The organism is Streptomyces aureus (assembly GCF_001418135.1).
Lineage (GTDB): Bacteria > Actinomycetota > Actinomycetes > Streptomycetales > Streptomycetaceae > Streptomyces > Streptomyces aureus_A.
The window spans coordinates 1-7,787 of sequence record NZ_LIPQ01000262.1 but is presented as its reverse complement, the minus strand read 5'-3'; the positions used below and the strand labels follow the sequence as shown (position 1 = coordinate 7,787).

5 protein-coding genes are annotated in these 7,787 nt (G+C 70.9%); 3 read left to right on the top strand and 2 right to left on the bottom strand.

From position 1 onward, the window contains the following. The coding region (locus AOK00_RS22015; RefSeq protein ID WP_055602020.1) for a flavin monoamine oxidase family protein at positions 1–1,549 on the top strand (1,549 nt) is incomplete at its 5' end. Positions 1,550–1,576: 27 nt separating this feature from the next. On the opposite strand, the gene AOK00_RS22010 is transcribed toward AOK00_RS22015, so the two are convergent. Both AOK00_RS22010 and AOK00_RS22005 read right to left on the bottom strand, forming a co-directional pair. Then, a complete protein-coding gene (locus AOK00_RS22010; protein WP_055602019.1) occupies positions 1,577–2,962 on the bottom strand; it encodes an FAD-binding oxidoreductase in 1,386 nt (461 codons plus the stop codon). A gap of 74 nt (positions 2,963–3,036) precedes the next feature. Next, positions 3,037–4,839, bottom strand: coding sequence for a glycoside hydrolase family 15 protein (locus AOK00_RS22005; protein WP_107097448.1), 1,803 nt, complete (start codon positions 4,837–4,839; stop codon positions 3,037–3,039). 712 nt (positions 4,840–5,551) lie between these two features. Between AOK00_RS22005 and AOK00_RS22000 the strand changes: the two genes are divergently transcribed. Both AOK00_RS22000 and AOK00_RS21995 read left to right on the top strand, forming a co-directional pair. Continuing rightward, entirely contained in the window at positions 5,552–7,210 is a 1,659-nt protein-coding gene (locus AOK00_RS22000; protein WP_030315657.1) for a CTP synthase, read from the top strand. A 76-nt stretch (positions 7,211–7,286) separates the two neighbouring features. Further along, positions 7,287–7,787 (top strand): NUDIX domain-containing protein (locus tag AOK00_RS21995; RefSeq protein ID WP_055602018.1); only part of this gene is annotated, 501 nt, incomplete at its 3' end.

Below are 7,787 nucleotides of genomic sequence, written 5' to 3'. Positions count from 1 at the left end.
CGACGCCCTCGGGCGCCGCTCGCTCCTCAGGTACGCCGCAGCTGCCGGTCTCACGGCTGGTGTCACCGCCGGGACGGGCCTGGGCGGGGCCGTCCCCGCCCGCGCCGCCACCCCCGACCCGCCCGTCAGGACCACCGCCCGGGTCGCCGTCGTCGGCGCCGGGATCTCCGGCCTCACCGCCGCCCTCACCCTCCAGGACGCCGGCCTGAGCCCGGTGCTCTACGAGGCGAACCCCTCCCGGGTCGGCGGCCGCATGTGGACCCAGCGCACCCACTGGGCGTACGGACAGACCTCCGAGATCGGCGGCGAGCTGATCGACACCAGCCACAAGAAGATCCTGGAACTCTGCCGCCGCTTCGACCTCGACACCGAGGACTTCCTCGGCGGCGGGCCCAACGGCGCGGAGGAGGTCCTCTGGTTCAACGGCGCCTACTACCCGCGCCACCAGGCCGACGAGGACTTCAACGCCGTCTACCAGTCGCTGCGCCGGGACCTCTCCGAGGCGGGGGAGGTGCTCTGGAACCGGACCACCCCCACCGGCACCGCACTCGACAACATGTCGGTGTACGAGTGGATCGAGACCCGCGTCCCCGGCGGGCACTCCGCACCGCTCGGCCGGTTCATCGACGTCGCCTACAACGTCGAGTACGGCGCCGACACCACCGAACAGTCCTCGCTCGCCCTGGTGCTGCTGATGGGCTACCAGACCAATCCGGGCAACTTCAACGTCTGGGGCCTGTCCAACGAGCGGTACCACATCGTCGGCGGCAACGACCGGCTCCCGAACGCCGTCGCCGGGGCGCTCGCACCCGGCACCCTGCGTCAGGGCTGGTCCCTGACCGCCGTACGGGCCAACGCCGACGGCACCCAGACACTGACCTTCACCGAGGCCGGTGCCACCCGGACCGTCACCACCGACCACACGATCCTCTGCCTCCCGCTGCCCATCCTCAAGCAGCTCGATCTCTCCCAGGCCGGATTCGACCCGCTGATGCGGAACCTGCTGCGGGACGCCCGCATGGGCCACTGCACCAAACTCAACATGCAGTTCGGCACCCGCCCGTGGCGCGGCACCGGCGCCTGGCCCGGCGTCTCGGCCGGCGACTGCTTCACCGACACCGAGGTCCAGCAGACCTGGGACACCACCAAGATCCAGGGCGGGACCGGCGGCATCCTCCTCCAGTACGGAGGCGGCAGCCTCGCCAGGTCGCTCACGCCCGCCGGACCGTTCTCCACCGAGTCCGACCCGTACGTACGGAGCCTCGTCAGCCGTCACCTCGCGGGCATCGACGCCTTCTTCCCCGGCACCTCGCGGGCCTACACGGGGCGCGCCCAGCTCTCCGCCTGGCACCGGAACCCGTACTCGCTGGGCGCGTACTCCTGCTGGCCGGTCGGCTATCTCCACCGCTACGCCGGGTACGAGGGAACCGCCCAGGGCAATGTCCACATCGGCGGCGAACACTGCAGCTACGACTTCCAGGGCTTCATGGAAGGCGGAGCCACGGAGGGCGAGCGCGCCGCCCGGGAGGTGGTCGACGCACTGAGGTGAACCCCGGCGGGTGATCGTCCCGGCCGCTCAGGCGGCGGCCGGGACGATGTTCTGGTTGAAGCGGAACACGTTGTCGGGGTCGTACGCGGCCTTCACGGCGGCGAGCCGGCGGTAGTTCTCCTCGCCGAACGAGGAGACCACGCGCTGCTCGCCCTCGGCGCCGACGAAGTTCAGGTACACCGAGTCGACCGCCCACGGCCGCACGTCGGCCCGCACGTCCCGCACCCACTGGATCTCGGCCTCGTCCATCGCCGGGTCCTCCCAGGTCGCGAACGGGTGCACGGCCCAGGGCGCGGCGCGCCACGGCTGCGGGTACGGCCCGGCCCCGGCCGCCACCGCGCCGCCCTGCATGAACAGCACGTGCTGGGTCGCCGCGGGCAGCGGGATCCCCGCGCCGCGTGCGCAGAACAGGTCGACGGCCTCGTCCGGGAAGGCGGTCAGGTACTCGGCCGACCAGTAGTTCCGCAGGCCGGGAGGGTCGTCGAGCATGGACTGCAGCTCCGCGTACGGGATGTCCATGACGATCTCGATCACGGGCTTCAGGGCGAACAGCGGCGCCGCGAGCCTCCGAACCTCCTCGACCGGCCCCGCGTACGTGAGCAGCGTCCCGCACAGCAGCTTGCCGACCAGCTCCGCCGGCACGAACGCCTCGGGCGGCGCCGGCAGGTAGATCGCCCCGCCGCCCACCTCGTCCGGGGCGGCGTCGGCGATGTCCCGGAAGGCGCGCACCACCTCGGGCGCGCCGTCCGGCAGGAAGAACAGCAACGCGACGCTCATCCGGGGCAGCGGGTGCAGCCGCAGCGTCAGCGAGGTCGCCACCCCGAAGTTGCCGCCGCCGCCGTGCAGCGCCCAGAACAGCTCCGGGTTCTCCTCCGCGTCCGTGTGGACGTGCTTGCCCTCGGCCGTGATCAGGTCGGCGGCCAGCAGGTTGTCGCTGGCGAGACCGAACTTCCGCTCCAGCCAGCCCGATCCGCCGCCCAGGGTGAAGCCGCCGACGCCGGTGGTGGACACCCGCCCGCCGGTCGTCGCGACATGGAACGGCTGGCACGCGTGGTCCAGGTGGGCCATCGTCGCCCCGCCCTCGATCCGTACCGTCATGTCCTCCGGATCCACGACGACACCGTGCAGCCGGCGGAGGTCGACGACCAGCGCGCCGTCGATCATGGAGGTCCCGGCGACGCTGTGCCCGCCGCCGCGTACCGCGATCGGCAGCTCGGTCTCGCGGCCGAACAGGATCGCGTTGGACACGTCGGCCGCGGTGGCACACTGGGCGATCACCGACGGGCGCCGGTCGATCATGCCGTTGTGCAGGAGGCGCGCCTCGTCGTAGCCCGGTCCGCCGGGGGTGATCACCTCACCGGCCAGGTCCTCGACCAGTCCGGCGAGAGCGCTTTCGGAGACGTGGGGACCCATGGGAGCCCCCTTTCGTACGGGGGACGGGACCTTCTCATCGTAGGTCCGGGTACCGTCCCCCGCGCGGCACCGCCTCAGCCTCCGTACGCGCCGCTCGCCGTCAGGCGCAGGGCCGTGTCGATCAGGGGCACGTGGCTGAACGCCTGCGGGAAGTTGCCGACCTGCCGCTGGAGCCTCGGGTCCCACTCCTCGGCGAGCAGCCCCAGGTCGTTGCGGAGCGCGAGCAGCCGCTCGAAGAGCGAGCGCGCCTCGTCCACCCGGCCGATCATCGCCAGGTCGTCGGCCAGCCAGAACGAGCAGGCGAGGAACGCGCCCTCGTCGCCCTCCAGGCCGTCGACGCCGGCCTCCTCGCCGGAGGTCGGGTAGCGGAGCACGAAACCGTCCTCCGTGGACAGCTCGCGCTGGATCGCCTCGATCGTGCCGATGACCCGCTTGTCGTCCGGCGGCAGGAAGCCCATCTGCGGGATCAGCAGCAGGGACGCGTCCAGCTCCTTGGAGCCGTACGACTGCGTGAAGGTGTTCCGCTCGGGGTCGTAGCCCTTCTCGCAGACGTCCCGGTGGATCTGGTCGCGCAGCTCGCGCCAGCGCTCCAGCGGGCCGTCCGCGTCCCCGGACTCGATGAGCTTGATCGTGCGGTCGACGGCCACCCAGGCCATCACCTTGGAGTGGACGAAGTGCCGACGCGGGCCGCGGACCTCCCAGATGCCCTCGTCGGGCTGGTCCCAGTGCTTCTCCAGGTAGTTGATCAGCTTGATCTGGAGGAGCGAGGCGTAGTCGTTGCGGGACAGGCCCGTCATGTGCGCGAGGTGGAGGGCCTCGGTGACCTCGCCGTAGACGTCCAGCTGGAGCTGGTTGGCGGCGCCGTTGCCGACCCGGACCGGGCCGGAGTTCTCGTACCCCGGGAGCCAGTCGAGCTCCGCCTCGCCGAGCTCCCGCTCGCCGGCGATGCCGTACATGATCTGCAGGTTCTCCGGGTCGCCGGCGACGGCGCGGAGCAGCCAGTCCCGCCAGGCGCGGGCCTCCTCGCGGTAGCCGGTGCGCAGCATGGAGGAGAGGGTGATCGCCGCGTCGCGCAGCCAGGTGTAGCGGTAGTCCCAGTTGCGGACGCCGCCGATCTCCTCGGGCAGCGAGGTGGTCGGCGCGGCCACGATGCCGCCGGTCGGCGCGTACGTCAGCGCCTTCAGGGTGATCAGGGAGCGGATCACGGCCTCCCGGTAGGGGCCGTGGTACGTGCAGTGCTCGACCCATTCGCGCCAGAAGTCGGCGGTCGCCGCCAGGGAGCCCTCGGGGTCCGGAAGCGCCGGCGGCTCCTTGTGGGAGGGCTGCCAGGAGAGCGTGAACGTGACCCGGTCACCGGGGTTCACGGTGAAGTCGGAGTAGGTCGTGAGGTCCTTGCCGTGCGTCTCGGCGTCGGTGTCCAGCCACACCGAGTCGGGCCCGGCGACGGCGACCGTACGGTCCCCGACCTTGTGGACCCACGGCACGATCCGGCCGTAGCTGAACCGCATCCGCAGCGAGGAGCGCATCCGGACCCGGCCGGAGACGCCCTCCACGATCCGGATCAGCTGCGGGGCGCCGTCGCGCGGCGGCATGAAGTCGGTCACCCGGACCGTGCCGCGCGGCGTGTCCCACTCGGACTCCAGGATCAGCGAGTCGCCGCGGTAGCGGCGCCGGGCGGCCGGAGCCGGCTCGGCGTCGTCGGGCGTGGCGGGGCCCACCCGCCAGAATCCGTGTTCCTCGGTGCCGAGCAGCCCGGCGAAGATCGCGTGGGAGTCGAATCGGGGGAGACACAGCCAGTCGACGCTGCCGTCGCGGCAGACCAGGGCGGCGGTCTGCATGTCTCCGATGAGTGCGTAATCCTCGATGCGCCCGGCCACGTGCTTCACTCCAGTCGAACGGCCACGTCCGCCCCGCGGGGCGCTTGCTCAGATGCGCCGGCTGGGTGTCAGCCGGGTCTGCGTGTGTCAGCGGTCAAGGGATCTTCGACGAGCTCTTGGTCCGGATGACGGGCGGGGTGATGCCGCTGGCCGGCCGGCTCGGCGGGCGATGTCCGAGAAGGATACGTCGCACCCTGGTGACCCGGTGATCACGTCGGTGACGGCGTTGCTCCGATCAGGTGAACGAGTCCGGTTCGCCGGTGGAAGGTCCGCCTGTCGTGCAGGCAAGGCCCGCCGGAACGTCGGCCGGAGGATCCGGCGGACATCCTGTGCGTCGCAGGTGAGAGACGTGTGAGCTCCTCCCTTCTGCCCGGCGGGAGGCCGTCCCCCGTCCGGCGGGGTGTTTCCCCGTCCGTCGGGAGACCCCTTCCCCCGATCCGTCGGGAGACCCTCCCTCGATCCGTCGGGAGACCCTTCCCCCGATCCGTCGGGAGACTCCGTCCGCCCTGGCATCGCCGTCCGTGAACACCCGACTGCCGCGTGTGGCCGGAAGCGGTCTCCCGATGTCGCTGATACCCTGGTACCCCGTGGACCGGTGGGAAACGGCGACAGCCGAGGACCCCGAAACCGCAGCGACGGCACCCCCCGATTCTTCCGGAGGGGACGCCGGTACGCACCTCCAGAACGCGACCACGGGAGCCCCCTCTTGGCGATGCCGCCCAAAACCACGACGACCAAGCACATCTTCGTCACCGGGGGTGTCGCCTCCAGCCTCGGCAAGGGCCTGACCGCCTCCAGCCTGGGTGCGCTCCTCAAGGCCCGGGGCCTGCGGGTCACGATGCAGAAGCTCGACCCGTACCTGAACGTCGACCCGGGCACGATGAACCCCTTCCAGCACGGCGAGGTGTTCGTCACCAACGACGGCGCCGAGACCGACCTGGACATCGGCCACTACGAGCGCTTCCTCGACGTCGACCTCGACGGCTCGGCCAACGTCACCACCGGCCAGGTCTACTCGCAGGTCATCGCCAAGGAGCGGCGCGGCGAGTACCTCGGTGACACCGTGCAGGTCATCCCGCACATCACCAACGAGATCAAGTCCCGGATCCGCCGCATGGCGACCGACGACGTCGACGTCGTCATCACCGAGGTCGGCGGCACGGTCGGCGACATCGAGTCGCTGCCGTTCCTGGAGACCGTCCGCCAGGTCCGCCACGAGGTCGGCCGCGACAACGTCTTCGTCGTGCACATCTCGCTGCTGCCCTACATCGGCCCCTCCGGCGAGCTGAAGACCAAGCCGACCCAGCACTCCGTGGCCGCGCTCCGCAACATCGGCATCCAGCCCGACGCGATCGTGCTGCGCGCCGACCGCGAGGTCCCGACCTCCATCAAGCGCAAGATCTCGCTGATGTGCGACGTCGACGAGGCCGCGGTCGTCGCCGCGATCGACGCCAAGTCGATCTACGACATCCCCAAGGTGCTCCACACCGAGGGCCTGGACGCCTATGTCGTCCGCAAGCTCGACCTGCCCTTCCGTGACGTGGACTGGTCGACCTGGGACGACCTGCTCGACCGCGTCCACAACCCCGACCACGAGGTCACCGTCGCGCTCGTCGGCAAGTACATCGACCTGCCCGACGCGTACCTCTCGGTCACCGAGGCGATGCGGGCCGGCGGCTTCGCGAACAAGGCCCGCGTCAAGGTCAAGTGGGTCACCTCCGACGACTGCAAGACCCCGGCCGACGCCAAGAAGCAGCTCGGCGACGTCGACGCGATCCTCATCCCCGGCGGCTTCGGCGACCGCGGTGTGAGCGGCAAGGTCGGCGCGATCCAGTACGCCCGCGAGAACAAGGTGCCGCTGCTCGGCATCTGCCTCGGCCTGCAGTGCATCGTCATCGAGGCGGCCCGGAACCTGGCCGACATCCCCGAGGCCAACTCCACCGAGTTCGACCCGGCCACCGCGCACCCCGTCGTCTCGACGATGGAGGAGCAGCTCGCGTACGTCGAGGGCGCCGGCGACCTGGGCGGAACGATGCGCCTGGGCCTCTACCCGGCGAAGCTCGCCGAGGGCTCGATCGTCCGTGAGGTCTACGACGACCAGCCGTACGTCGACGAGCGCCACCGTCACCGCTACGAGGTCAACAACGCCTACCGCGCGGAGCTGGAGAAGAAGGCCGGCCTGGTCTTCTCCGGCACCTCCCCGGACAACAAGCTCGTCGAGTACGTCGAGTACCCGCGCGAGATCCACCCCTACCTGGTCGCCACGCAGGCGCACCCGGAGCTGCGCTCGCGCCCGACGCGACCGCACCCGCTCTTCGCCGGTCTGGTGAAGGCGGCCGTGGAGCGCAAGACGGGCAAGCCTGCCAAGTAGTCGCCGCGCGTTAACGTTGCCGGGGTACGGGTCCTGACGGATCCGTACCCCGGCTTTCGTGTGTGGGAGGACGCAGATGGAGTTGCAGGACACCCCGGAGGAGTGGCGGGTCGTCGCGACGACGACCCCGTTCCAGGGAAAGAAGACGAGTGTCCGCACGGACGACGTGGTCATGCCGGACGGCACGGTCGCGCGCCGCGACTACCAGGTCCACCCCGGCTCGGTGGCCGTCCTGGCCCTCGACGACCAGGACCGGGTCCTGCTGCTCAAGCAGTACCGGCACCCGGTGCGGCAGAAGCTCTGGGAGATCCCGGCGGGGCTCCTCGACGTCCCCGGCGAGAACCCCCTGCACGCCGCCCAGCGCGAGCTGTACGAGGAGGCCCACGTCAAGGCCGAGGACTGGCGCGTCCTGGCCGACGTCTACACGACTCCGGGCGGCTGCGACGAGGCCGTACGGATCTTCCTCGCGCGGGGGCTCTCCGAGGCGGAGGGCGCGCGGTACGAAGTCTCCGACGAGGAGGCGGACATGGAACTGGCGCGGGTGCCGCTGGGGGAGCTGGTGCGGGGGGTCCTGGCG